General features: G+C 37.1%; 24 protein-coding genes. 21 read left to right on the top strand and 3 right to left on the bottom strand.

Going from position 1 to position 23,983, the window contains the following annotated elements; translation table 11 throughout:
- The first annotated feature begins 103 nt into the window (after nt 1-103).
- The 10 genes from lepB (at nt 104) to J2Z40_RS07240 (ending at nt 10,968) form a co-directional block, all read left to right on the top strand.
- The gene (gene lepB / locus J2Z40_RS07195) at nt 104-649 is read left to right on the top strand and encodes a signal peptidase I (RefSeq protein WP_066400635.1); all 546 of its coding nucleotides are present in this window, start codon (nt 104-106) and stop codon (nt 647-649) included.
- Between the two features lie 454 nt (nt 650-1,103).
- Nucleotides 1,104-2,387 carry an isocitrate lyase gene (gene aceA, locus J2Z40_RS07200; protein ID WP_066400828.1) on the top strand — a complete coding sequence of 428 codons (1,284 nt, stop codon included), beginning with the start codon at nt 1,104-1,106 and terminating at the stop codon, nt 2,385-2,387.
- Between the two features lie 192 nt (nt 2,388-2,579).
- Nucleotides 2,580-3,032, top strand: coding sequence for a YueI family protein (locus J2Z40_RS07205; RefSeq protein ID WP_066400636.1), 453 nt, complete (start codon nt 2,580-2,582; stop codon nt 3,030-3,032).
- A 990-nt stretch (nt 3,033-4,022) separates the two neighbouring features.
- Nucleotides 4,023-4,313 carry an Asp-tRNA(Asn)/Glu-tRNA(Gln) amidotransferase subunit GatC gene (gene gatC / locus J2Z40_RS07210; protein ID WP_066400637.1) on the top strand — a complete coding sequence of 97 codons (291 nt, stop codon included), beginning with the start codon at nt 4,023-4,025 and terminating at the stop codon, nt 4,311-4,313.
- Nucleotides 4,314-4,326: 13 nt separating this feature from the next.
- Nucleotides 4,327-5,784, top strand: a complete 1,458-nt coding sequence (gene gatA / locus J2Z40_RS07215; protein ID WP_066400638.1) for an Asp-tRNA(Asn)/Glu-tRNA(Gln) amidotransferase subunit GatA — start codon at nt 4,327-4,329, stop codon at nt 5,782-5,784.
- Nucleotides 5,785-5,797: 13 nt separating this feature from the next.
- Nucleotides 5,798-7,225 carry an Asp-tRNA(Asn)/Glu-tRNA(Gln) amidotransferase subunit GatB gene (gene gatB / locus J2Z40_RS07220; protein ID WP_066400639.1) on the top strand — a complete coding sequence of 476 codons (1,428 nt, stop codon included), beginning with the start codon at nt 5,798-5,800 and terminating at the stop codon, nt 7,223-7,225.
- Nucleotides 7,226-7,448: 223 nt separating this feature from the next.
- Nucleotides 7,449-8,513, top strand: coding sequence for a LytTR family transcriptional regulator DNA-binding domain-containing protein (locus J2Z40_RS07225; RefSeq protein ID WP_066400641.1), 1,065 nt, complete (start codon nt 7,449-7,451; stop codon nt 8,511-8,513).
- Nucleotides 8,514-8,654: 141 nt separating this feature from the next.
- Nucleotides 8,655-9,503, top strand: a complete 849-nt coding sequence (locus J2Z40_RS07230; protein ID WP_066400642.1) for an ABC transporter ATP-binding protein — start codon at nt 8,655-8,657, stop codon at nt 9,501-9,503.
- On the top strand, nt 9,500-10,207 hold the full coding sequence (locus J2Z40_RS07235; RefSeq protein WP_066400643.1) for an ABC transporter permease: 708 nt from the start codon (nt 9,500-9,502) through the stop codon (nt 10,205-10,207). Before J2Z40_RS07230 ends, J2Z40_RS07235 begins: the two co-directional genes overlap by 4 nt.
- A 200-nt stretch (nt 10,208-10,407) precedes the next feature.
- Nucleotides 10,408-10,968 (top strand): thioredoxin family protein, encoded by a 561-nt coding sequence (locus J2Z40_RS07240; protein ID WP_066400645.1) that lies wholly within the window; start codon nt 10,408-10,410, stop codon nt 10,966-10,968.
- 156 nt (nt 10,969-11,124) lie between these two features.
- On the opposite strand, the gene J2Z40_RS07245 is transcribed toward J2Z40_RS07240, so the two are convergent.
- Nucleotides 11,125-11,280, bottom strand: a complete 156-nt coding sequence (locus J2Z40_RS07245; RefSeq protein WP_083954065.1) for an FbpB family small basic protein — start codon at nt 11,278-11,280, stop codon at nt 11,125-11,127.
- Between the two features lie 289 nt (nt 11,281-11,569).
- Between J2Z40_RS07245 and J2Z40_RS07250 the strand changes: the two genes are divergently transcribed.
- The gene (locus tag J2Z40_RS07250; RefSeq protein WP_066400647.1) at nt 11,570-11,761 is read left to right on the top strand and encodes a helix-turn-helix transcriptional regulator; all 192 of its coding nucleotides are present in this window, start codon (nt 11,570-11,572) and stop codon (nt 11,759-11,761) included.
- Entirely contained in the window at nt 11,754-12,332 is a 579-nt protein-coding gene (def, locus tag J2Z40_RS07255) for a peptide deformylase (protein ID WP_066400648.1), read from the top strand. Before J2Z40_RS07250 ends, def begins: the two co-directional genes overlap by 8 nt.
- Nucleotides 12,333-12,462: 130 nt before the next feature.
- On the opposite strand, the gene J2Z40_RS07260 is transcribed toward def, so the two are convergent.
- Both J2Z40_RS07260 and plsY read right to left on the bottom strand, forming a co-directional pair.
- The gene (locus J2Z40_RS07260; protein WP_066400649.1) at nt 12,463-13,395 is read right to left on the bottom strand and encodes a manganese-dependent inorganic pyrophosphatase; all 933 of its coding nucleotides are present in this window, start codon (nt 13,393-13,395) and stop codon (nt 12,463-12,465) included.
- A gap of 130 nt (nt 13,396-13,525) precedes the next feature.
- The gene (gene plsY / locus J2Z40_RS07265) at nt 13,526-14,152 is read right to left on the bottom strand and encodes a glycerol-3-phosphate 1-O-acyltransferase PlsY (RefSeq protein WP_066400650.1); all 627 of its coding nucleotides are present in this window, start codon (nt 14,150-14,152) and stop codon (nt 13,526-13,528) included.
- A gap of 196 nt (nt 14,153-14,348) precedes the next feature.
- Between plsY and J2Z40_RS07270 the strand changes: the two genes are divergently transcribed.
- From J2Z40_RS07270 to J2Z40_RS07310, 9 genes are all read left to right on the top strand, one after another.
- The gene (locus J2Z40_RS07270) at nt 14,349-14,540 is read left to right on the top strand and encodes a hypothetical protein (protein WP_066400651.1); all 192 of its coding nucleotides are present in this window, start codon (nt 14,349-14,351) and stop codon (nt 14,538-14,540) included.
- A 151-nt stretch (nt 14,541-14,691) separates the two neighbouring features.
- Nucleotides 14,692-15,267: a sigma-70 family RNA polymerase sigma factor gene (locus J2Z40_RS07275; RefSeq protein ID WP_066400652.1), complete on the top strand. Its 576-nt coding sequence runs from the start codon at nt 14,692-14,694 to the stop codon at nt 15,265-15,267.
- Nucleotides 15,267-15,725 carry an anti-sigma factor gene (locus J2Z40_RS07280; protein ID WP_245350020.1) on the top strand — a complete coding sequence of 153 codons (459 nt, stop codon included), beginning with the start codon at nt 15,267-15,269 and terminating at the stop codon, nt 15,723-15,725. The genes J2Z40_RS07275 and J2Z40_RS07280 overlap by 1 nt, the downstream gene beginning before the upstream one ends.
- Nucleotides 15,722-16,816, top strand: a complete 1,095-nt coding sequence (locus J2Z40_RS07285) for a hypothetical protein (RefSeq protein ID WP_066400657.1) — start codon at nt 15,722-15,724, stop codon at nt 16,814-16,816. Before J2Z40_RS07280 ends, J2Z40_RS07285 begins: the two co-directional genes overlap by 4 nt.
- A gap of 25 nt (nt 16,817-16,841) precedes the next feature.
- Complete coding sequence (locus J2Z40_RS07290; RefSeq protein ID WP_066400658.1) at nt 16,842-17,780, top strand: hypothetical protein; 939 nt, start codon at nt 16,842-16,844, stop codon at nt 17,778-17,780.
- Between the two features lie 299 nt (nt 17,781-18,079).
- Nucleotides 18,080-19,030, top strand: coding sequence for a diacylglycerol kinase (locus J2Z40_RS07295; RefSeq protein WP_066400659.1), 951 nt, complete (start codon nt 18,080-18,082; stop codon nt 19,028-19,030).
- Between the two features lie 97 nt (nt 19,031-19,127).
- Entirely contained in the window at nt 19,128-20,498 is a 1,371-nt protein-coding gene (rlmD, locus tag J2Z40_RS07300; RefSeq protein ID WP_066400660.1) for a 23S rRNA (uracil(1939)-C(5))-methyltransferase RlmD, read from the top strand.
- 296 nt (nt 20,499-20,794) lie between these two features.
- Nucleotides 20,795-21,547 carry a Nif3-like dinuclear metal center hexameric protein gene (locus tag J2Z40_RS07305; protein ID WP_066400661.1) on the top strand — a complete coding sequence of 251 codons (753 nt, stop codon included), beginning with the start codon at nt 20,795-20,797 and terminating at the stop codon, nt 21,545-21,547.
- Nucleotides 21,548-22,120: 573 nt separating this feature from the next.
- Nucleotides 22,121-23,446 (top strand): methyl-accepting chemotaxis protein, encoded by a 1,326-nt coding sequence (locus J2Z40_RS07310; protein WP_066400663.1) that lies wholly within the window; start codon nt 22,121-22,123, stop codon nt 23,444-23,446.
- Nucleotides 23,447-23,983: the final 537 nt, after the last annotated feature.

Consider the following 23,983-nt stretch of genomic DNA (forward strand, 5'->3'; position numbering starts at 1 on the left):
AAGTGTGACAAAATGTTGAAAGAAGGGATTTTTATTTTAATGTTGAAGTATGATTCTAAGAAGGGGTTTGGTGATTTATTGCATATGAGAGAGGATGAAAAGAATGATTAATGATAAAAGTGAGGTCTTTGAATGGTTGAAGGCCCTCTTTATTGCCATAGCATTCGCTTTTGTAATACATACTTTTTTCTTTACGCCCGTTTTAGTTGACGGAGCTTCAATGGAGCCTACTTTGCAAGACCAAGATCGTATGATTTTAACGAAAGTGGGGGAACCGAAAAGATTTGATATTATTGTTTTTCATGTAACAGAGGAAACAGATTATATAAAACGCGTAATCGGACTGCCTGGAGACCGTATTGAATACAAGGATGATCGATTATATATAAATGGAAAGCTATTTGATGAACCGTATTTAGATGAGTTTAAACAAGAAGTAATCGATGGGCCATTAACTCATTCATTTACATTACGAGAAACTCCGATAAAAAGTGAGGTCGTTCCAGAAGGACATCTATTTGTTATGGGTGATAATAGAAGATACAGTACAGACAGTCGCCATATAGGGGCTGTTCCTATGGAAAAAGTAGTGGGAACAACGAAATTTGTTTTTTATCCAATTGGAAAGATAAAAATAATTGATAAGTAAAGAGGCTTAATCTGCAGCAAGTTTTTATGTGATAGGCGGAAATTGAAACGATACTTTTAGGTTTATAGGATGGAAAATCCTATACTGATTAATAGAAAACTAGCCTAAAAGGATCCACATTACAATCATTCAACATAACTATATTGAAATCAATCTGTTTATTTAAGGGGCTTATCGGAAAGTCCTTTTTTTATTGCTTTTTTAAAAATGATTAGCAAGTGTAAGTAAATATAGTAGCCGTCTCTAACAGATCCCTTCATTAATAAAAACCAAATTAAAAACCGCTAAAGAACGATGCAGAAATATGTCGAACAATTATTTTGAAAATTTTAAAATTAATGTTCCGAAATAATTATCTGTGTTATATAATAGGTAACGTATTAATATCTGTATTATAACAATAAAGAGGTTTTAAAAAACTGTGTAGATTTACAATTGAAGGAGGAGATTGATGATGTTAGAAACTAGAGTAAAACAATTGCAGGAAAGTTGGGAAATGGATGAGCGCTGGAATGGAGTTGAAAGACCTTATTCAGCTGAAGAAGTGATTAAATTAAGAGGATCAATTGATATGGAATATACATTGGCAAAAAGAGGAGCAGAAAAGCTATGGAAGCTTATACATGAAGAGGATTTCGTGCATGCATTAGGTGCGTTAACTGGCAATCAGGCTGTACAGCAAGTGAAGGCAGGCTTAAAGGCGATTTATTTAAGCGGCTGGCAAGTGGCTGCAGATGCGAATCTATCTGGCCATATGTATCCTGATCAGAGCTTATATCCTGCTAACAGCGTACCGAGTGTGGTGAAAAGGATCAATCAGGCATTGCAGAGAGCAGATCAAATTCACTATTTAGAAGGGGATCAATCAATTGACTGGTTCGCTCCCATTGTGGCGGATGCAGAAGCAGGATTTGGCGGACAGCTCAATGTATTTGAATTAATGAAAGGGATGATTGAGGCGGGAGCGGGAGGTGTCCATTTTGAAGATCAGCTTTCATCAGAGAAGAAATGTGGGCATCTTGGTGGGAAAGTGCTGCTGCCAACGCAAACAGCGGTAAAAAATTTAATTGCAGCCAGACTAGCAGCGGATGTAATGGGTGTCCCTACACTCATTGTGGCGCGTACAGATGCGAATGCGGCCGATTTAATTACAAGTGATGTGGACCCATATGATGCCCGATTTATTTCTGGCGATCGTACACCAGAAGGCTTCTTCCGTACAAATGCTGGTTTGGATCAAGCAATAGCAAGAGGGCTCGCCTATGCTCCTTATGCAGATTTAGTCTGGTGTGAGACGTCAGAACCAAATTTAGAGGAAGCACGACAATTTGCAGAGGCAATCCATGAGAAATATCCTGGAAAGCTGTTAGCATATAATTGTTCCCCATCATTTAACTGGAAGAAGAAGCTTGATGATGAGACGATTGCCGAGTTTCAGGTTGAACTTGGGAAAATGGGTTATAAATTCCAATTTGTAACACTTGCAGGCTTCCATGCACTGAATCACAGCATGTTTGAATTGGCTCGTGGCTATAAAGAGTATGGCATGGCCGCTTATTCTGAATTACAGGAGGCTGAATTTGCTAGTGAAGAATATGGATATACGGCGACTAGACACCAAAGAGAAGTAGGTACGGGCTATTTCGATCAAGTGTCAATGACGATTTCAAGTGGAACTTCTTCAACAACTGCCCTTAAAGGATCGACTGAGGAAGAACAATTTACTCGATCAAAATAATTGAATGACTCCTCTCTTCTTTTTGAAGGGAGGTTTATTTTGTTTATAATGGAAATGATTATACTAGCACATCTTATATTATATATACATACAAAGTAATAGCCCTATAATGGCTTGAATAATTGAGGGAATAAGAGTATCTAGGTATGATGAAAGGAAATTCATTGATTGACTAAATAGGGAGGTATCGCATTGTCTAAAGAGATTGATGATTATATTCAGCAGGGAATTTATGGTGATAAGCAAACGAAGCCGGATGAACGCCGAAAGTATCTTGGGACATTGAGAGAGAGAATTGTGATTGTTCTTACACAATCACAAGTTAGGGAAGCTGGTATTTATAAGCAGGTAATCGACGCATATAAAGAGAACAGAAAGGCTCATCTTTACTTGAATGGCAATATGAGCTATTCAGAGCTTTCTAAATATACGAAGGCTGCTGGAGATTATAGTATTGAATATACAATAGTGACAAATAAAGAATATAATTCGGAAATTGGCTTAGTCCTTGCATACGATCATGCAATAGACAAAGAGGATATTTATGTGCACAAAGAAACTGTAAAACCAAAGCAAATAAAAAGTAAGGATAAAAAGGGCGCTTTTACAATTTTTTCAAATGTATTTAAGCGGGGAAGTCAATAAGGCCTCTTCGCTTCGTAAATAAAAGATTCTCTAATATACTTCTGAAAACCGTGTTAATGTTAAGGTGAAATAACGCTGATGACGGTGATATGTTATGAATTCAGTTACTATAAGCCCTAAGCTAAGCATATTTTTTAACCCGCTATTGGTTACTTATTAAAAGTATTGTTGGGGCAAATGATACCATCAATTAATTATCTCGGGCAGAGATGGAAAGGTACTGAATTTCATATCTAGGTATCGGTTAGGTTGAGCCCCAGGGCGGATAAATAGACGGAGAAACTCCGCTTATATTGTAATTATTAATAAAAAAGGCCTTAATAAGCGGAGAAATTCCGCCTATTTGCTCGAAAAATTCAAAAATGGAGGATTTTGCATTGAATAAGCGGAATAAATCCGCTTAATTCATCCAAAATGAGCTTCATTCTACATTTAGGCGGAAAATTTCCGCTTATTTTGCTTTTGTTGGTTACTCGATTACATATTTAAAGTGAGTTTTAAGAAGGGATGTTCGTTAGCAAAATCATTGATTTGCCTCATCAACTAAAGAAGCTCTAGTCAAAAAATTATTAGAAACGCAGAGGATGCAAATCACTGTGTTTTTTAGTCTGAACATATGCGATTTAGCCCGATATTTACCTTATAAATGAAATTTTTCTACTTCACAATCGAACTAATCCAATAGGGTACCGCTTTTTCTGAACTAGACGATTGAAACGTCATTTTTACTAAGGCTTACCGTTTGATCAACTAGTTGGATTGATGGGAGCATCCTGTAGCAGAAACCAACCTTTTAATAGCAATAATGTTTGCGAAAACAGAATTGTTTTCTCAATATATTAAGTATGAACTGCGAAACGACTGCAAATCATGTTAAAATAGGCAAAAGGATTGACTAATCTATCAAATCACGTAGTAGTTTAACGCGCGAAAGTCTGATATGATTAATCTTATTGTGTGAAGGAAAGTACATATATGGAGGTGTCTTGTATGTCTAGAATTTCTGCCGAACAAGTGAAGCATGTAGCAAACTTAGCGAGGCTAGCAATTTCAGAGGAAGAGTCAGAAAAGTTCACAAAACAGCTGGATGCGATTATTACTTTTGCTGAGCAGCTGGATGAATTAGATACGGAAGGTGTCGAACCAACTACTCATGTATTGAATATGATAAATGTTATGAGAGAGGACGAGTCGAAGGCAGGATTGTCCCAAGCAGAGGTCCTGAAAAATGTCCCTGATCATCAGGACGGACAAATTAAAGTACCATCAATCATGGAGTGAGGAGGGAAATAGAGTGAGTTTATTTGATCATAAAGTATCAGAACTGCATGAACGTCTACATAAAAAAGAAATTACTGTCACTGATCTTGTTGATGAATCGTATAAGCGGATCAGTGAGGTTGAAGAGAAAGTACAAGCTTTTTTATCACTAGATGAAGAAAAGGCGCGTGAAACAGCTAAGAAATTGGATGAGAAGCTGCATCTAGATGAATCGAAAGGGCTTCTATTCGGGATGCCGATTGGGGTAAAAGATAATATTGTAACAAAGGGATTACGTACGACATGCGCAAGTAAAATCTTATCGAACTTCGACCCAATCTATGATGCAACAGTGATGAACAAATTACATAATGCAGAAACAATTACAATTGGAAAATTAAATATGGATGAATTTGCAATGGGGTCCTCAAATGAGAATTCTGCTTATAAAAAGACACGCAATCCATGGGATTTAGAAAGGGTGCCTGGTGGATCATCAGGTGGTTCAGCAGCAGCTGTTGCATCAGGCGAAGTCCTCTTTTCCTTAGGATCAGATACAGGCGGTTCGATTAGGCAGCCTGCTTCCTTTTGTGGAGTTGTTGGCATGAAGCCTACCTATGGTCGCGTTTCGCGTTTCGGACTTGTTGCATTTGCTTCTTCACTTGATCAAATTGGGCCGATTACCCGAACAGTTGAAGATAATGCTTATTTATTACAGGCAATTGCTGGCCTTGATCCAATGGACTCAACTTCAGCAAATATGGCTGTACCAAGCTTTGTCGAGTCATTAACTGGCAATATTAAAGGCTTGAAAATTGCTGTACCGAAAGAATACCTTGGAGAAGGTGTCAAAGAGGAAGTACGACAATCTATTTTTGATGCCTTAAAGATACTTGAGAAACTAGGGGCTAGCTGGGAAGAGGTTTCACTGCCACATTCTAAGTACGCATTAGCAACCTATTATTTATTGTCTTCTTCAGAGGCTTCAGCAAATCTATCAAGATTTGATGGTGTTCGTTATGGTTATCGGACGGAAAACCCGGAAAGCTTAATGGATCTTTATAAGAAGACACGTGCAGAAGGGTTTGGCGAAGAGGTAAAACGCCGGATCATGCTTGGGACATTTGCCTTAAGCTCAGGCTATTATGATGCTTATTATAAAAAGGCACAAAAAGTGCGTACATTAATTAAAAATGACTTTGAAGAAGTTTTTAAACAATATGATGTGATTATTGGCCCAACTACGCCAACACCAGCTTTTAAAATCGATGAAAATACACATGATCCACTTACAATGTATGCCAATGATATTTTGACTATTCCAGTGAACCTTGCAGGCGTACCAGGCATATCGATCCCATGTGGGTTTGACAATGGACTGCCACTAGGATTGCAAATTATAGGCAAGCATTTTGATGAGAGTACTATTTATCGAGTCGCACATGCCTTCGAACAAGCAACAGACTATCATAAACAAAAACCAGCATTGTAAGGGGGGATAAAAAATGAAGTTTGAAACAGTGATTGGACTTGAAGTACATGTTGAATTAAAAACAGAATCGAAAATTTTCTCGGCAAGTCCGAACCATTTTGGGGCAGAACCTAACACAAATACAACAGTCATTGATCTAGGCTATCCAGGTGTTCTTCCAGTGTTAAATAAAAAGGTTGTTGAATATGGAATGAAAGCTGCAATGGCTCTTAACTGTGAGATTGCACCGATTACAAAATTTGATCGGAAAAACTATTTTTATCCAGACAACCCAAAGGCCTATCAAATCTCTCAGTTCGATAAACCAATTGGCGAACATGGCTGGATTGAAATTGAAGTAGATGGCTATAAGAAAAGAATTGGCATTACGCGTATCCATTTAGAAGAGGATGCGGGAAAGCTAACACATGGAAATGGTTATTCATTAGTAGACTATAACCGTCAAGGAACTCCGCTAATTGAAATTGTTTCGGAGCCAGACATTCGTACGCCAAACGAAGCTTATGCCTATCTTGAGAAACTAAAGTCAATCATTCAATACACAGGTGTTTCTGATTGTAAAATGGAGGAAGGCTCTTTACGCTGTGATGCGAATATCTCCCTTCGTCCAGTGGGCCAAGAGGAATTTGGCACAAAAACAGAACTCAAGAATCTAAACTCCTTTAACTTCGTACGTAAAGGATTAGAATATGAAGAAAAACGTCAGGAAGAAATCTTACTTTCTGGTGGCGTCATTGGTCAAGAAACATTAAGATATGATGAAGCAACAAACACAACGATTCTTATGCGGGTGAAGGAAGGTTCAGATGATTATCGCTATTTCCCTGAGCCCGATCTATTAGCTGTTCATATTGATGAAGAATGGAAAGCGCGTGTACAAGCAGAGATCCCTGAGCTGCCGGATGATCGGAAGAAGCGTTATGTAGATGAACTTGGCTTACCTGCTTATGATGCAGCAGTCCTTACAATGACGAAGGAAACAGCTGATTTCTTTGAAGCAGCCGTTCATGAAGGAGCAGATGCAAAGCAGGCATCCAATTGGATTATGGGTGAGTTATCAGCTTATCTAAAGACTGTACAAAAAGAGCTAGAAGAAACGAAGTTGACCCCAAAAGAGCTTGCTGGAATGATTAAGCTGATCGAAAACGGAACGATTTCTTCTAATATCGCGAAGAAAGTATTCAAGGAACTTCTTGAAAATGGCGGAGAGGCTGAAAAGATTGTTAAAGAAAAAGGCCTCGTGCAAATTTCAGATGAAGGTGCTCTTTTGAAAATCGTTACGGAAGTATTAGATAATAATCCGAAAGTAATTGAGGATTATAAAAATGGCAAACAAAAAGCAGCACTCTCCTTAGTCGGCCAAGTAATGAAGGCAACTAAGGGACAAGCAAATCCGCCATTAGTGAATAAAATATTAATGGATGAAATAAAGAAAAGATAATAGTTGAAAAGAACTGGTGGAAGGATCCATCAGTTCTTTTTTCGACATATTTTTATCTATTTCCCAGGAAAAGATATAAGATGACATTATTAGACAGACATGGACATTAGTTGGTTGGAAAGTAAGGTTAATTGCGAAAATTTCATTTAATAAGATATAATATGAAAATTATAGGAAAATAGATGAAGAGGATTCCGAAATTATCGGCACAAAGGTGATAGCAATGAGTATATTGAAAATCAACAACCTTGAAAAACATGATGGTCATGCTTTAATCTTCCCTCCATTTAGTTTAGAAGTCTCAGCACATGAAGCGATTGCTATTCATGCCAGCACAAACGTACGATTGATATTATTGAAAATATTAGTAGGTGAGATGCCAGCATCTAATGGGGAATGGACAATTAACGGGAAATCATATTCCGAGTCGAAGAAAGATTATTTTGAACAAGTTGGCATGTATTTTTTAGATGATGGTTTGTATGAAAGATTAACTGTGAAGGATCATTTTGATTTCTATAAAAAACTATATCATTCTAAGCTTCCAATTGAGGAAGGATTAAGAATCATTCAGCTCGAGGTCAAACGAAATAGTAAAATAAGTAAATTATCAGTTTCAGAGAAAAGAAGAGTTCATTTTGGACGTTTGCTTTTTCAGAATCCAGCTTTGCTTATTTTTGAAGAGCCAGACCAGAATGCAGATTTGGAAACAAAGCGTGTATTTGTAAAAATGGTAAGAATGCTTATTGAGAAAGGCAAAGGAGTATTTGTATTGACAGGGAATATGGAAAGTGCGCTAGCAATCACGAACAAGGTTTACCGTTTAGACGAGGCTGGATTGCATATGCTTGATATTTTATCAGAGGAAGAATCGACAGAAGAATTACATAGAGATGTGCAAAATCTTGAAGAGAAACAGAAGGAAGAAGAAATAATCGTTCAGCCAGTTCGTTTTGAAAAGATCCCGACAAAAGTGAATGACAAAATTGTCTTATTTGATCCGCCAGAAATTGATTACATTGAAAGTCATGAAGGCCAGTCAAATATATATATTAAGGGTGAAATGTATCCAAGTGTATTTACTATGACGGAACTAGAGAAACGCCTGCATCCATATGGCTTTTTCAGATGTCATCGATCTTATATCGTTAACCTGCAAAAGGTTCGTGAGGTTGTGACGTGGACAAGAAATAGCTTTACATTAGTATTAGGAGATACAAAAAAATCATCGATTCCGTTATCAAAGACAAAAATGGCGGAACTAAAGGGAATGTTAGGGCTTAAATAGTGATCCATTCGACCAAAGAAACGCTCCCCTCACCCTAATATATGCTCTTTTCATCCAATCCATAATGCACAGATCAGATTTGTTTTCTATGATGAGGTCATACGAATTGAATGACAAATCGCATCTACCAGGAGGATGAAAATGGAGAATATTATTGAAGTATCTGGATTAGCAAAATTGTTTGCAAATCAATCCGCATTAAAGGATGTTTCATTTCAAGTGAAAAAAGGGGAGACCTTCGGATTTTTAGGTCCGAGTGGATCTGGAAAAACAACGACGATTAAAATTTTAACGGCACAATTAGCTCAAACAGATGGAACGGCTCTTGTATTTGGTGTTCCTGCTTCCAAGTTAAAAGAAGCAGGTTACCGTAAAAAAATTGGTGTTCTGACAGATAATAGCGGGCTCTATGCACGACTTACTGTTCATGATAATTTAAAACTTTACTGTGACCTCTATGATGTCCCGCATACTCGTATTGATGAAGTGCTCGATATGGTCAATTTGAAGGATGCAAAGAAGAAGGCTATTTCCAAACTTTCAAAAGGAATGCTGCAGCGAATTACTTTGGCACGTGCATTCTTACACAAACCAGAGCTGCTATTCTTGGATGAACCAACATCAGCACTTGACCCAGTAAATTCAAAACATATATATAAGGGATTAGAAAGTTTGAAGGAGCAAGGAACGACGATCTTCTTAACAACACATGATATGAATGAGGCAGAGATACTTTGTGATCGTGTTGCTTTTTTGAATGATGGTGTCATCCAGTTGCTTGATACCCCAAAGGCTTTAAGACAAAAATTCGCTGATCATACATTAACTGTTGAGCTAGCAGATGGAAGCAAGGAAATAATTGATCGCGGTCCAGAAGGCGCAGAAGCGATGTACAATTACATGAAAGAAAGTAAAGTGGTTTCGATTTATTCGAATGAACCGACACTTGGTGATATTTTTGTTGAGGTAACAGGGAGGAAATTATCATGACATTTTCAATCAAACGTTCTATTGCAATACTTCAGAAGGACTATAAAGATGTATCGAAGAATTTATTTGTGGGCTCATCTATCTTTATGCCACTCGTTTTAGCTGCGCTATACGGTAGATTAGGTGTGGAATCAATCAATGAGTTTTATATGATTTTTAATATGACCTTTTGTTTAGTGGCAGCATACGTCCAGTGTTCGTTAATTGCTGAAGAGAAAGAGAAGAATACGCTGCGTGGGCTGATGCTATCGCCTGCAAGTACGGTTGAAATCCTTGCTGGAAAAAGTTTATTAAGCTTTATTGCTACAGTCCTTGTTATTGCTTTTGCTGCTTTTCTCATTGAATATAAGCCAGAAAATATTCTTGTCATTTCAATTGCTCTTATTTTGTCCACTGTTTTTTATATTGGATTAGGCACCGTGCTAGGCTTAGTGACGAAATCGGTAATGGAGGCGTCTGTCGTTATTTTGCCCTTCATGGCGATCTTCTCTTTTGGTTCATTTCTAACGGTATTTGCAGAGAAGTATCCGATTCTAAAGGTGGCAGAATATATGCCGAATTCACAATTGATTATTCTAGCAAGTGAGGTTCAAATAGGGGCTAGTTTAGCAGATATATGGTTTAATTTATTAGTAATACTCGCGTGGGTAGCTGTCATTTATATCCTTGTTGTTATTGTGTATCGCAAGCGGATGATGGATTAGGCAAGAAAGGGCTGAAGGGCTTCCTTCAGCCCTTTTCCTTAATTCTCCATAATATCTGTTTATTTCCTAGGAAAGAACAGTGTTTTTCGACATCGTTTATGCCTATTAATAGCTTTTTTGAATCAAGATTCGATGCTTCGCTTTAATAGAAGGGATATGTCATAATAAGGAATAGATACATAGGAAATGGAGGGCTACGAATGAACTTAAATCAATGGTTTGAGCAAGGATTAACTGCTGAGCAGTATATTGCAGGTATGAATGTCAATCAGGAAAGAATGAATAAAATTATTGAGGGCTTCTCCTTATCAAGTGAAGAAAAGGATCAAATGGCTTCACTTAAAGGAAAAGGATTAAAGGTCATTGCGTTATCAGAAGATTGGTGCGGAGATGCACTATTAAATAATCCTATTCTGTTAAAAATTGCAGAAGAAATAGAAATGGAAGTTCGCTTTGTATTAAGGGATCAGAATCTAGAATTAATGGATCAATATTTAACGAATGGGACATCACGAGCGATTCCGATATATATTTTCATCAATGAGCAAGGGGAGGAACAGGCAGTTTGGGGACCTCGTGCAGAACATCTCCAAGAACTTGTCATGCAGGAGCGCAGTAAGCTTCCAGCTCAGGAGGATCCAGACTTCGCAGACAAACAAAAGGCGATGTATAAAGGTCTAGTAGAAATGTATCAAGCGGATGAAAAATTATGGCACGCAGTTGCAAAAAGTATAATCGCTAGAATGACGAAGAGTGAATAACTCTTCTAATAAGCTAGTATAATGGAGACATCACTGGAAAACGGAATAATTTCGGTGGGACCAATAATACAAGGAAGGAACATTTGTTTCTTCCTTTTTCTGCGTTAGTTCCAATGTAACTAATAAAGGGTTACGGGAGAGAAAGTGTCGAATGCTCTATTGAAAAGAGCTTGCAGCAGCAAGTTCTTCCTTTTTTAATTCATGACGTGCATCAATGCGTTTTTCTATCTTTTCTATCGCTTTTTTGTCATTTAATAAATCTTGTTTATTTTCTTCAATTAACTCTTTCATCGTTTTAAATTCTTTACGCATATGAAATTTACCCCTTTCAACTACAATTTTTAGAATATTTGTATACTTCAATGATACCCTAATAAAAGCTGTAATTTGTTTAATACTTTGAACATTGTGTGAACCTTGTTTATTTAAGGCGAATATAAGAATCTTATTTCCTTTTCCTGGTTAATGCCTTTTAAATTCATCGAGATACTAGAAAGCATTTTTAAAGAAAATTAACAGAATAAATGTCCAATATATTAGACATTTGTAATGATCTAATATAAAATTATGCCTAAAGTATTGGACAAATCAGGAGATGAAAATGAAAAATATCATAAAGGAACTACGAAAAAAACTAGGAATTACACAGGAGTTTCTTGCTAAAGAATGTGGAGTTGTTAGGCAAACAATTAATTGTGTAGAAAATGATAAGTATGATCCTACGCTGGAATTAGCTTTTAAAATTGCGAAAGTGTTAAATAGGAAAGTAGACGAGGTGTTTATTTATGAATAAGTTCTCCCCAGAATATTTAATTACAATGAAAGATATTGTAAAAGAAGGTTCGGCTATTTTACGAAGGAAAACCGAAGAGGTTAAAATGCCAGTTTCAAATGAAGATAAAGCTGCATTATTATGTATGCTTCAATATTTGAAAAACAGCCAAGACCCAAATATAGCAAAAAAATATCAACTCCGTCCTGGATCAGGATTATCAGCCAATCAAATTGGTTTAGATAAATGTATGTTTGCAGCACTATTTGAAGATAAACAAAAAGACGGCGAGTATATGTTAATTAATCCAAAAATTATAAGTCATTCTCTTAATATGATTTATTTGCCTCAAGGGGAAGGCTGTCTTTCAGTTGATAGAGAAGTAAATGGCCTTGTTCCGAGATATGAGAGAATAAAGATAAAAGCTTATGATCTAACTGGTAAGGAATTGATATACAAATTTAAAGGATATGGATCCATTGTTATCCAACATGAAATAGATCATTTAAACGGAATCATGTTCTATGACAGAATAAATAAAGAAAATCCATTCAAGCTGCCAGACAATGTTGATATTGAAGCCTTGTATTAAGATAAACGATATACTCAATTAAAATAGTTAACCAATCCTAAGGAGTAAACAAATAATCAAATGATAGAAAAAGGTGAAGATAAACGAGTCGTTTTTCTTCACCTAATTATTTTCGAAACGAGTTCGTATTTTATCTTTCTGTCAATGCTTTTGTTAATGGCGGAACAATTTGCTTCTTACGTGAAACAACTCCATTTAAGGTAGCGCTGTTGTTTTCAAGTGTCACTTGATAGGCTTCTTCGACTGCTTTTGTTTCATTGCCGATTGCAATGACAACAGAATCACTATTTAAAATATCTGTTAAAACAAATAGGAATAGATCTAATTCTTTCTTTGTCACGACTTCAGAAAGTATGGATTCAAGTTCCTCTTTACGGGACAATACATCATTTAAATCAATCGCATTTACTTGTGCGATTTCTGTTTTGTAGCTGCCCATTTGGAATTCTTTTGCGTCAAGAGAAATGAGCTCTTCAAGTGTCTTATCGCTAAGGTCAGCTCCTGCTTTTAGCATCGCTAATCCGTACTCTTCTGCATTGACACCAGCGATTTCGGCAAGCTCGCGAGCAGCAGCTATATCTTCCTCTGTGCAAGTTGGTGATTTGAACAGCAAGGAATCAGAAATGATGGCAGATAGCATTAATCCCGCTGTTTCTTTACTAATTTCAATATTCTTTTCTTGATAGATTTTCTTTAAGATCGTTGCTGTACAGCCAACAGGCTCAGCGCGGTAATATAAAGGATCACTTGTTTCAAAGTTAGCGATACGGTGGTGATCGATGACTTCTAGAATCTTTACGTCGCGGATATCATTTGCACTTTGTTGGAATTCGTTATGATCGACGAGGATGACCTCGCTTACTTCCTTTGATACAGCTTCTACTAAACGTGGAGCTTCTGTTTTAAAATAGTCTAATGCAAATTGAGTTTCCCCGTTTACTTGTCCAAGGCGGACAGGCTCGGCATCTACTCCTAATTTAGTCTTTAATTCTGCATACGCAATCGCAGAACAAATAGTGTCTGTGTCTGGGTTTTTATGGCCGAATACGAATACTTTTGACATAATCCTTCTCCTTGAATAAATAGAATTGGGCAAAAAAAGCCTGTAGTTATTTTACCATAGATACAGATCGAGAAAAAACTTATAACAATAAAACACCCGAATAATGGATTGTCCACTATTCGGGTGTTGTCTAAGCCCGTTTTGCGTGACTCTTCGGAGGAATTCGATCATCCTTAATCCGCTTATCATTAATTTTTGGCTCATTATTATGAATGAAATTATTAATATTTGAGCGATGCAGAAAAATAAGAAGTAAAAGAAAAATAGAAAATATGAGTTCATAAGTAAGTCCTGGGGTAAAAAGGGAATAAAATAGCAAAGTAAGTCCAACCGTGAGAGAACCGTAAAAAACATACTTCGTCACAAAAATCACAAATACAAATGCAACATAGGCAGCTAGAAACATCCAAATATTCGTTATTAGGAGAACGCCTGCTGTCGTAGCAATGGCCTTTCCTCCACGAAACCCTGCGAAAATAGGAAAACAATGTCCAACGACTGCGATAAGCCCTGGCAATAGTGGATCGATTTCCACACTGAATAGTGCAGGAAGGGATGCGGCAACAACACCTTTGCCTACATCGACAAGCAACACAAAAATGGCTGCCTTTTTCCCGAGTACTCTTAACGTATTCGTTGCTCCTGGATTATTGCTTCCATGCTCTCGAATATCAATATTAAAAGCATATTTGCCAACGAGAAGAGCAGTAGGGATTGATCCCACTAAATAAGCAATGAAAAAAAGTAATATTGTCATCCTATCATCCTTTTATTAGAGAATTATCCAGCCCATCTTATCCAGGCTTGAGGCTGATCAGCATACCTAGAGTTCTTCTAGTATTCATCCCTACAATAATTTCATCTTACCATGGATTCGTTAATTGGGGTATGATGTATATAATAGTAAGGAAGACTAACCAATTATTACTAAATAAAAGTTAAAGAGGTGTGTTATGAAGACAGCGATATTTTTTGTTATCCTTCTGACTCTTCTTGCTGTAGTTCTTACACTTATATTTATGAGCAAAGGTGATCAAAATTACGGAGATGCATCAAAAAGAAATACGACAAATCTTTCATTAATATATGTAGTAGCTATTCTAATTTCAATTATTGCTTTAGCTATTTATATTTGGTTAACGTAATAGGAAGTCTTTGTCATTCTCATTCTAGCTGTTGCATAGATAAAACGCTTTGGAATACGAAAATTCCTTAGCGTTTTTTACTGTTTGAAAAAAGTAGAAAGAAATTTATCTTTTTGTGTAGGGGTATGTATGGTCACTTACGTCTATTAGGGTGGAAGCTGTTAGAAAGGGGGGGAGAGAGATTAGCGACCAAGTTCTTATCCAAAAAGTAAAAAGCGGCAATGATCATGCCTTTCGCTTACTCGTTGAAAAGTATCGCAACGATTTGTTCCGGACAATTTATGCTGTACTAAGAGACCAGAAAGAAGCGGAAGATGCTGCACAAGAAGTGTTTTTAAAGATCTATACTTCTCTCCCCCAATATGAGAATCAAGGCTTTAAAACATGGATAACAAGAATTGCTGTCAATCATGCAATTGATGTGAAAAGGAAACGTGATCGAAGGAAAGAAGATATAGCAGAAATCGACAAATATGATTTTCAGGGAAGCGAAAGTGAGAGTGTGGAAGCTGAGCTGATTGAGAAAGAAAAACGAGTGCTTGTACGCCAAAAGCTCAATGAGCTGCCTCCCAATTATCGAAATGTCATTTATGATTTTTACATAGCTGAAAAAAGCTATCAGCAAATAGCAGAGGAACAGAATGTCGGGGTCAAAACGATTGAGACGAAGCTTTACCGTGCCCGTGTATGGATGAAAAAGCATTGGAAGGAGGACGATTTTTCGTGATGCATTATTCAGAGCAAGAGTGGATGAAATACGTGAAAAATGAGTTAGCTAAAGATGTCCGAGAGGAGTTTGAACATCATCTGTATAGCTGTGACCAATGCTTAGATACGTATTTATTGGCGGTAGAAGCGGAGGAAGCTTTGTTGCCAAAGATCTCAAATGAAGTTGACTTCACGGACCTTGTCATGACACAAATTACAAAGACAAAAGTGGAAAAACACAAAGCTGAAGAAAAGAAGAAACGATTCTATCATTCATCGATTTTCCATTATTCCATAGCAGCGGCCATGACTATTCTATTAATGACGACAGGAGTTTTCCAATCGATTACGCAATATGCAGAAAATGTGCAAAGCCCATCCTTTCAGGGGAAGAATCCTTCTATGACTGAAGGGTTAGTAAATAAAACATTTGCTTGGATGGATACATTTTCAATGAATATGAAGGAGGATAAATAATGAAAAATCCAATTATCGCTTTTCTCTTGGCATTTTTTCCAGGTGGAGGGCTGATCTACTTAGGGAAAGTGTTTCGAGGATTAGTCTATATGCTCGGCGAATTCCTGCTGATTTCACTCTTTTTTCTCATTGTTTCAGGTTACTATGGCAATGTGGCAGGGTTTGTTGTTCTATTAGGTGTGTTCCTATACATTGTCAACTTAGTGGATACAGCGATTACAGCATCCAAACTATTTTACAAAAAACAAAGTCTTTCAGAAACAAATGCAGCGCCTGCAGATGAGTTGGAATATGAAAGATTCCGGACGATTCTGCTGTCATTCATGCCAGGTATTGGTCATTTTCAGCTTGGATTAATGAATCGTGGCATCACCTTATTAGCTGCATTTCTTGGTTTAGGTGTGATGGTCTTATTTATTACCGTGCTTACACATCGCGAAGAGTTTTTAGTCTTCCTTGCTATTCTGCCTGTGATTTGGGTGTATGGTTTTTTTGATGCGATGCAGCAGTTAAATCGTAAGCAACGCGGGGAAGAATTAATTGATCGTACATTGCTTGAAGATTTTGAAACGAGAAGAGAGGATGGAAAGAAGAGCAAAGCAATTGCCACCTTCTTATCGATTTTTCCAGGAGCGGGTCATCTTTATCTCGGGATGCAGCGTCGTGGCATTCAATTAATGGCCGCTTTCCTTTTCTCGATTTATATATTAGATATTTTACGACTCGGTATTTTTCTGTTTCTAATTCCAATCATCTGGTTTTATAGCTTTTTTGATGGCTTACAGAAAGCATCGAAATATGAGGATGAGCCAATGGAGGATACGCCAATTATCTCATATTTAATGAATCAGCAGAAATGGATCGGGATCGGAATGATCTTGCTAGGCTTGTATTATTTAACAACAACAATCGTGCTTCCAGTCATATCGCCGATGATTTATAACATGATTGATATTGACATTAGGTATTGGTTTGACCGTTATTTCCAAACAGGGATCGTCTGTATTTTACTGATTGGCGGAGGAATAAAACTTCTTCTTGGCAAGCGAGTCAATAAGGTTGAATTAGAAAAAGAAGAAATCACGGAATAAGGAAAATATAGAAAGTAGGTATAAGATGAGAACCTGGCGTGTTGGTACGTTTTCAATGGGGGCTTCGCTCCTGTTTCTTGGTATTTTTTTATTGCTATCACAATTTTTCGGAATGAACCTCATGCAAATCATGATTTCTTGGTGGCCAATCTTATTGATTGTTCTTGGGATTGAAATCTTGTTGTTTTTATTTTTATCCAAGCAAGAAAAGCCCTTTTTAAAATATGATTTTCTGAGCATCTTCTTTGTCGGTGTTCTTGGCACAATTGGGATTGGGTTTGCTGTGCTTAGCTCAACAGGAATATTTGATAAGGTCGATGATGTCTTGAATCGTGAGGAAAGAACAATCGATCTTCCCTCTTTCGAGCATCAAATAAATAATGACATAAAGCGAGTGGTGATCAATACAGATCGCAATCCACTAACGATTGAAGGAACAACAAGTAAGGAAATATCCTTATTCGGCACATATAGAGCATTGGTTGGTCCAAAGGAACAGTTAGTCACTAAGGCAGAAGAGTATGTATTGATACAGGAAAAAGGGGATACACTCTATATTCAAGTGAAGGGGCTGCCAAGTGAAACGGTAGGGCCATTTGATCGCTATTCAAGTCTTTCTGCAACAATTCTCATCCCAAATGATATAAAACTCGAAGTAAATGGCAATGATAATTCAATCATACTTAAGCCGCGTTCGCTCATGAGTGATTGGACGATTGACCAGGCTTCTGATGTAGCTGTTCAGCTACAAAATACAAGTGATGTAAAGATTACTGCAACAGACATTCGAAACATTGATGGAAATCGGAATGATTGGGCGATAACAGAAGAAACAGAAGCAAGTAGTCAAGAAATGTATGGGGATCGGCCAGAAATCAAGCAAGCAATTTTTAAGACTGGACAAGGCAAGCACCATCTTCAAATTATGAATAGCTATCAATTGAATGTAAGTACAGTTGATTAATGAGTCGCATATAATAGCGGAGAAATTGTTAGCTGAAAAGTCTTCTTTGACGAATAGAAAAGGTTAATTGATGAATCACAAGCTGTTTTGGAAGGGATTCTATTTCTGTGATTAGTCGATTTGTTTTTGTGGAGGGGAGTCTTTTCATTTGCTTTGGACGAATGTTCTCTATCAATCATTTTAAGGGCTATTCGGCTGGCAAAAAAATTGATATGTTTCTACTGTTCCGATATGATGTTAAATGATGGGAAGAATTGGACAGATCATGAGCCATTAAGTTTATTATTAGGATGATGAACATGAAACGAGCAAGAATTATATATAATCCGACTTCAGGACGGGAATTATTTAAAAAGAGCTTGGCAGAGGTACTGCAAAAGCTTGAGATGGCTGGCTACGAGACATCATGTCATGCAACAACGGGTGAAGGGGACGCGACAGAAGCCGCACGCGTGGCTGTGGAGCGCCGCTATGATCTCGTTATTGCAGCTGGCGGAGATGGAACAATAAATGAAGTGGTTAATGGATTAGCTGAGCAAGCGTACCGGCCAAAGCTTGGAATCATTCCGACGGGAACGACGAATGATTTTGCAAGGGCTCTTCATATTCCAAGAGACGTAGAGGCGGCAACAGATATTATCGTACAAGGTGATACGATTCCTGTTGATATCGGTCGAATTAATGATAAATATTTTATTAATATCGCTGGTGGGGGAAGAATCACTGAACTGACATATGAGGTGCCGAGCAAGTTGAAAACAATGCTTGGCCAGTTAGCCTATTATTTAAAAGGAATCGAAATGCTTCCATCCTTTCGTTCAACAGAAGTGAGCATTGAATATGATGGGAAACTGTTTGAAGGTGAGGCCATGCTTTTCCTTGTTGGCTTAACGAACTCTGTCGGTGGATTTGAGAAACTAGCACCTGACTCATCTATTAATGATGGGTTGTTCTCGCTATTAATATTAAAAAAGACCAATTTAGCCGATTTTATTCGTATCGCCACTTTGGCCATCAGAGGGGAGCATGTGAATGATTCACATGTAATCTACACGCAAGCAAACCGGATCAAAGTACAGTCAAATGAAAAAGTCCAGCTTAATTTAGACGGTGAATTTGGTGGCTTGCTTCCAGCTGAATTTGTGAATCTATACCGACATCTCGATGTTTTCGTACCGATTGACAAAATTCGCGAACAAGATATCCCTGTAGAATGGGAAAAAGAACAAGAGGATGCTCGTTCCGAATAGGAGCGGGCTTTTTTGTGAATAAATTTAAGCCCCTTTCGTATTCTGCTCCAAATTATGATACACTTTCTCTAGTTATCTATAGCAAAGGAAGAAAAAAATGAATAAAACAATCCCAGTAAATAAGAATGAATATATAGATGTAGAATTCGAAGATTTAACGCATGATGGTGCAGGAGTAGCAAAGATTGACGGCTACCCATTATTTGTACCGAATGGTCTCCCAGGTGAGAAGGCAAAGGTGAAAGTAATTAAGGTGAACAAAGGGTACGGCTTTGGCCGATTAATTGAATTATACGAAGAAAGCCCATACCGAGTAGAACCTGCTTGCACCATCTATAAAGAGTGTGGCGGCTGTCAGCTCCAGCATTTAAGCTATGAGGGCCAACTGCTAGCAAAAGAGAAACAAGTGCGGGATGCATTGACGCGAATTGGAAAACTCCAGAATGTGAAGGTACACCCTGTTCTTGGCATGCAAGACCCTTGGCGGTACCGAAATAAAGCCCAAGTCCCTATCGGTGAACAAGAGGGTGGGCTTATTGGCGGCTTTTATCAACAGCGCACCCATCAGATTATTGATATGAAAGAATGCATCATTCAACAAGAAAAAAACGATGAAGTTGTCCAAGTCGTGAAGGAAATCTGCAGCCACTATGGCGTTCGTGCTTATGATGAAGGCAGGCATAAAGGAGATCTTCGTCACGTCATGGTTCGTTATGGACTTATTACTGGAGAAGTAATGATCGTTCTCATAACAAGAACGAATGATTTGCCCCATAAAAATAAGATTGTTGAAGACATTGTTTCTCGCATTCAAGGAGTCAAATCGATCTGCCATAATATCAATTCCAAAAAAACAAATGTTATTTTTGGCGATCAAACGAAAGTTCTGTGGGGAGAAGATGTCATATATGATTATATTGGAGAAATCAAATTTGCCATCTCTGCCCGTTCTTTCTATCAGGTCAACCCTGAGCAAACAAAAGTCCTATACGAAAAAGCATTAGAATTCGCCGATTTAAGCGGCGAAGAAAATGTCATCGATGCCTATTGCGGAATCGGAACCATTTCATTATTTTTAGCACAAAAGGCGAAGAAGGTTTTTGGTGTCGAAATTGTACCAGAAGCGATTGAAGATGCGAAAAGAAATGCCGCACTCAACGGGATTAATAATGCGGAATTTGCTGTTGGAGAGGCGGAAATTGTTATCCCAAAATGGTATAACGAAGGCAATTCAGCAGACGTACTTGTTGTTGATCCTCCAAGGAAAGGCTGTGATGAGGCTCTTTTGCAAACCATTATTGATATGAAACCGAAAAAAGTTGTCTATGTTAGCTGTAATCCTGGGACATTGGCGAGGGATTTGCGGGTATTGGAAGATGGTGGTTATAGGACGGTTGAAGTGCAGCCGGTGGATATGTTTCCGCAGTCAACACATGTGGAGTGTGTGGTAAAACTAATTTTAAAATAAATTAAGTGAGCTTGTTTCTTAGCTGAAATGAGCTCACCTTGCTTAACTATTTATTAATTTAGCAATTTTTAGTTGAATATCGAAGTGTATTTTAGGTTCCCTCAGACTAATTGTTTGGGGGAATTTTGTTTTAGTTGTTCTAACTTTTACGCAGGATAAGAAGTTTTTCGTTGGGGAAATATGTTTGTGTTACAATGGGTAAAGATTAATGTTTAGAAAATTCTTTATTTTATATTATACACTAAGGTAATAATGAAAATTGAAGGCAAGCATGATGAAATAGAGGAGGTAAGTATATGGATGTTACACAAATTGTAGAAAGAATTGATGATCTTTTTAATATAACAAGTAAGGAAATCTATTCAAGTGAATCTGGGATTACATACGATGCAGGTAAAAAAGTAAAAAGAATAGGCTACTGTGTTAACCTAACGCTTGAAACAATAGAGGAAGCAAGAATTTATGGAGTTGATATGATGGTGACTCACCACGATGCATGGGATGAAATATTTGGATTAAAAGAGGCATGCATAGAAAAACTAACAGAATACGGGATAAGTCACTACTATAATCACTTACCGCTTGATGATTGTAACTTTGGAACAAATGATAGTTTATTAAAAAAATTGAATTTAGAAATTGTTAAAAGAACCCACGAATGGGAAGGGTTATATTTTGGTAGAGTCGCAGAATATGAGGAAGAAATTGAGCTTAATGAATTAGTAAAAAGTATTGAAAATCTACTTGAAGAACCAGTTAAATTTTGGCAGTTTAATGACAGAAAGGTAAAGCGAGTGGGCTTAGTCTGTGGCAATGGAGCACCGACAACTTGTCTTAAGGAAGCGGTTGAAAACAAGTGTGATGTATACATTACAGGTGAATGTAATTTATATACGATTCAATATGCGAGTTTTAAAGGAATAAACCTCATCATTGGAAGTCATACTTTCACAGAATTCTTTGGAGTTGAAAGTTTAGCATTGAAATTGAATGAGAATATAAAAGAACTTGAAGTAGTGAGACTTAATGAAGAGCATTATGAAGCTTGAGTTGACATTGTGTTTCCTCCACTAATATTAGTTTTCATCAATTTATTTTCTCTCTTTTGCATTTCCTGCAAAAAGGCAATTCGATTCAAATGGTCATTCAAAAACATATGATGTACCTACATATTAGAAGCCTATAAATTGCATACTCACTAATCAACAAATTCTGGTAGAGTTTGAAATCACTTATAGGAGCCTACAGTTGCCTCGAGTACATTTGCATAACAAAGCCTCCTGTCCATTCGTGAACAGGAGGCTTTGTTTGTCGTTGGTCGTAAGTCTGTTAATTATTGCTGCGGCTGTTCTTCTGAGACATTCACTTGGAACGTAACCATAAAAAGACACTCTGATTATGATTTTTAAGGTTTTTTTAAGATACATCGTTGATAATCTAGATTGAGATACATATTTCTAGTAATAATTAATCAGTAAAAGGTTAAATCTGTAATATCGGTTACATCAAATTGGAGCATCTAGTCTCTATTTTCCTGCAAATATGAAGTTGGTTGAGCAGCCGCAGAAATATTCGTACAAGGGGCATGGAGGAACAAAATAAATAGTAGGTGGAATAGTTAAATGAAAAAAATATCTACAAAGATTATCCTTATATCATTATTAAATTCAATAATGATTGCAATTACAAATGTAGGCGCATCATTAGTTATGCGCAATGGTGATAGTAATACACTTCCCACTAATACAGAATCTGCACAGCAAATGCAGCAAGGTTTTATCATTCCTACAACGGTATTGTGGGGGTTAATTATTTCTCTGATCATCGGTGTTGTATTGTCGTATATTTTAGGAAAAGCGATTGAAAAACCCATTGTCAAAATAACTGAGATTGCGGAAGAAACGGCGAATCTCAATCTAGTTGAGACAGATGGTGAATTTGAAAAACTATTAAACATAAAAGATCAGACTGGAGATATGGCAAGAGCTTTACATGACACAAGAAAAGCTCTCCGGGTTATGGCTTCTGAGTTACAAGAGGTATCTTCAACAGTGACTAATCACTCAGATAAATTGACCAAAAATACAAATGAAAACGTGAATTCGATTACACAAGTTGTAACAACTATAGACCAGCTTGCAGCAGGTAACTCTGCACAAGCTGAGACCATGAGTGGAATTAGCAAGACATTATCAGATGTGGTGCTTTTAATAGATGAGATAGCAAGAAAAACATCTGAAGGCGCAGAGCAAGCATCCCAATCGATCGAATCAATAAATGAAGGTCAAACAAGTGTCGATATGCAGACGAAGAAAATGGATGAAACCCTTCGTGTATCTAATGAAGTTAATCGTTCTATTAATGAACTAAAAGAAATGATTTACCAAGTAACAGGATTTGTAGGGATTATTACATCCATCGCAGAACAAACAAATTTATTAGCCTTAAATGCCTCAATTGAAGCAGCTAGAGCTGGTGAGGCTGGTAAAGGATTTTCGGTGGTAGCAGATGAGATTCGAAAACTAGCAGAAAAGGCCTCTAATTCAGCAAGTGAAATAACATCTATTATCGAAAAGACTTCAGATAGGACAGATTTAGCCGTAACAAATATTGAACAATCAAATAAATTAGTGGATGAACAAAGAGATGCCTTAAAGATTACAGAAGAAGCTTTTGATAAGATAAAGTATATGTATGAAGATATTGTGGGGGGATTTAAACAAACTGCAGTGGCCATGAGAACTGTTAATGAAAATTCGAAAATGGTATCTATTCAGATTCAAGATTTAACTTCACAAGTAGAAGACTTTGCGGCAAGCACAGAAGAAATATCTGCAATTGGGCAAGAACAGTTAGTTTCTACTGAGATTATTGCAAATTCGGCTAAAGAACTTGATGAATTAGCGATCACTCTAAACAATCAAATTAATAAACTCAAAATTAACTAGGGTAATTCTAATATTTGATATAATCATATTAAAATAAGCATAGACAAGTTAAGTATACGACGAAAAAAGGTTGGGAGTGGAAATCACATTGAATCTCAAAGAGAAGGCAAAAAAACTCCCATCTTCCCCAGGTGTTTATTTGATGAAAGATTCCTCAGATCATATCATATATGTGGGAAAGTCGAAAATGCCGTTAATGAATTACTTAATTTATAACAAGCGATTATAATTTCGGTAGGTAAACACGACTATATCAATAGATCTGCTATTACCGCTCAAGCCTCGTTGATTGCATGGCGTTAATAGAGTTGAAATAGTTTATTGACAATAGGTTTTCTTGCCTCCAGCTGAAAATTCAAGTATGTTTTATGTTCCCTCGGACTAATCATTCGGGGGGATTTTTTTCCCCCTAAGATTTAACTTTTACGTGGAATTAAGGAGTAATTGAAACATGGAACAGCGAACATTCCTACAGAAAAATAGTGTGGCAACGCTGCACCTATATAAAAAACGAAAAAAATGCCTGCCTCGGAACTC

It is taken from the genome of Cytobacillus eiseniae, from assembly GCF_017874625.1.
Classification (GTDB): Bacteria; Bacillota; Bacilli; order Bacillales; family Cytobacillaceae; genus Cytobacillus; species Cytobacillus eiseniae.

Coding starts and splice junctions, on each gene's coding strand:
- lepB (WP_066400635.1), top strand. CDS start 104: ATGATTAATGATAAAAGTGAGGTCTTTGAATGGTTGAAGGCCCTCTTT.
- aceA (WP_066400828.1), top strand. CDS start 1,104: ATGTTAGAAACTAGAGTAAAACAATTGCAGGAAAGTTGGGAAATGGAT.
- gatC (WP_066400637.1), top strand. CDS start 4,023: ATGTCTAGAATTTCTGCCGAACAAGTGAAGCATGTAGCAAACTTAGCG.
- gatB (WP_066400639.1), top strand. CDS start 5,798: ATGAAGTTTGAAACAGTGATTGGACTTGAAGTACATGTTGAATTAAAA.
- J2Z40_RS07225 (WP_066400641.1), top strand. CDS start 7,449: ATGAGTATATTGAAAATCAACAACCTTGAAAAACATGATGGTCATGCT.
- J2Z40_RS07230 (WP_066400642.1), top strand. CDS start 8,655: ATGGAGAATATTATTGAAGTATCTGGATTAGCAAAATTGTTTGCAAAT.
- J2Z40_RS07235 (WP_066400643.1), top strand. CDS start 9,500: ATGACATTTTCAATCAAACGTTCTATTGCAATACTTCAGAAGGACTAT.
- J2Z40_RS07240 (WP_066400645.1), top strand. CDS start 10,408: ATGAACTTAAATCAATGGTTTGAGCAAGGATTAACTGCTGAGCAGTAT.
- J2Z40_RS07245 (WP_083954065.1), bottom strand. CDS start 11,280: ATGCGTAAAGAATTTAAAACGATGAAAGAGTTAATTGAAGAAAATAAA.
- J2Z40_RS07250 (WP_066400647.1), top strand. CDS start 11,570: ATGAAAAATATCATAAAGGAACTACGAAAAAAACTAGGAATTACACAG.
- def (WP_066400648.1), top strand. CDS start 11,754: ATGAATAAGTTCTCCCCAGAATATTTAATTACAATGAAAGATATTGTA.
- J2Z40_RS07260 (WP_066400649.1), bottom strand. CDS start 13,395: ATGTCAAAAGTATTCGTATTCGGCCATAAAAACCCAGACACAGACACT.
- plsY (WP_066400650.1), bottom strand. CDS start 14,152: ATGACAATATTACTTTTTTTCATTGCTTATTTAGTGGGATCAATCCCT.
- J2Z40_RS07270 (WP_066400651.1), top strand. CDS start 14,349: ATGAAGACAGCGATATTTTTTGTTATCCTTCTGACTCTTCTTGCTGTA.
- J2Z40_RS07280 (WP_245350020.1), top strand. CDS start 15,267: ATGCATTATTCAGAGCAAGAGTGGATGAAATACGTGAAAAATGAGTTA.
- J2Z40_RS07290 (WP_066400658.1), top strand. CDS start 16,842: ATGAGAACCTGGCGTGTTGGTACGTTTTCAATGGGGGCTTCGCTCCTG.
- J2Z40_RS07295 (WP_066400659.1), top strand. CDS start 18,080: ATGAAACGAGCAAGAATTATATATAATCCGACTTCAGGACGGGAATTA.
- rlmD (WP_066400660.1), top strand. CDS start 19,128: ATGAATAAAACAATCCCAGTAAATAAGAATGAATATATAGATGTAGAA.
- J2Z40_RS07305 (WP_066400661.1), top strand. CDS start 20,795: ATGGATGTTACACAAATTGTAGAAAGAATTGATGATCTTTTTAATATA.
- J2Z40_RS07310 (WP_066400663.1), top strand. CDS start 22,121: ATGAAAAAAATATCTACAAAGATTATCCTTATATCATTATTAAATTCA.